General features: G+C 44.0%; 1 protein-coding gene. It reads right to left on the bottom strand.

Going from position 1 to position 1,193, the window contains the following annotated elements; genetic code table 11:
* Nucleotides 1-16: 16 nt before the first annotated feature.
* Nucleotides 17-1,192: an elongation factor Tu gene (tuf, locus tag PVV65_RS09805; protein ID WP_100131288.1), complete on the bottom strand. Its 1,176-nt coding sequence runs from the start codon at nucleotides 1,190-1,192 to the stop codon at nucleotides 17-19.
* Nucleotide 1,193: the final 1 nt, after the last annotated feature.

Raw genomic sequence — 1,193 nt, 5'->3', positions numbered from 1 at the left:
TTTCAATAACCATTATTTACTCAATGATCTTAGAAACGATACCGGCACCAACAGTACGACCACCTTCACGAATAGCAAAACGAAGCTTCTCTTCCATTGCTATCGGAACAATCAGTGACACATCCATCGCAACATTATCCCCTGGCATAACCATTTCTGTTCCTTCTGGTAGCGTCACAATACCCGTAACATCTGTGGTACGAAAATAAAACTGAGGACGATAATTCGTGAAAAAAGGCGTATGACGACCTCCTTCATCTTTCGTCAAAATATAAGCCTCTGCCTTAAATCTCGTATGAGGAGTAACAGAACCAGGCTTCGCCAAAACCTGTCCACGCTCAATTCCTTCACGATCAACACCACGAAGCAATGCACCAATATTATCACCCGCTTGTCCTTGATCTAAAAGCTTGCGGAACATTTCAACTCCGGTAACCGTCGTCTTAGAAGTCGGACGAATACCAATAATCTCAATTTCCTCCCCAACTTTAATAATACCACGCTCAACACGACCCGTAACAACCGTTCCACGTCCCGAAATCGAAAATACATCTTCTATCGGCATCAAAAATGGTTGATCAACTGGACGCTCAGGGGTTGGAATATAATTATCAACCTCACTCATCAAAAGACGAACCGCATCTTCACCAATGCTTTTATCCTTGTCCTCAAGAGCAGCCAACGCAGAGCCTTTAACAATCGGAACATCATCACCTGGAAAATCATACTTCGATAAAAGTTCACGAACCTCAAGCTCTACAAGATCCAAAAGTTCGGTATCATCAACCTGATCAACTTTATTAAGAAAAACAACAATTGCTGGAACACCAACCTGACGGGCAAGCAAAATGTGCTCACGGGTCTGAGGCATCGGACCATCAGCCGCAGAAACAACCAGAATAGCGCCATCCATCTGCGCTGCACCTGTGATCATATTTTTCACGTAATCCGCGTGCCCGGGACAATCAACGTGGGCATAGTGACGATTCTCCGTTTCATACTCAACGTGTGCTGTAGAAATGGTAATACCACGGGCGCGCTCTTCTGGTGCTGCATCAATTTGATCATATGCTTTAAACTCACCAAAAAATTTCGTAATCGCTGCTGTCAACGAAGTCTTCCCATGATCAACGTGACCAATCGTACCTATATTAACATGCGGTTTCGTACGTTCAAATTTGCTCTTCGCCATT

It is taken from the genome of Bartonella sp. ML70XJBT (assembly GCF_028618425.1).
Lineage (GTDB): Bacteria > Pseudomonadota > Alphaproteobacteria > Rhizobiales > Rhizobiaceae > Bartonella.
The sequence above is the reverse complement of the archived record's forward strand: the minus strand, read 5'-3'. Positions and strand labels throughout refer to the sequence as shown.

What these genes read in the sequence shown, in the direction of transcription:
- tuf (WP_100131288.1), bottom strand. Translation starts at nt 1,192, where the DNA reads ATGGCGAAGAGCAAATTTGAACGTACGAAACCGCATGTTAATATAGGT.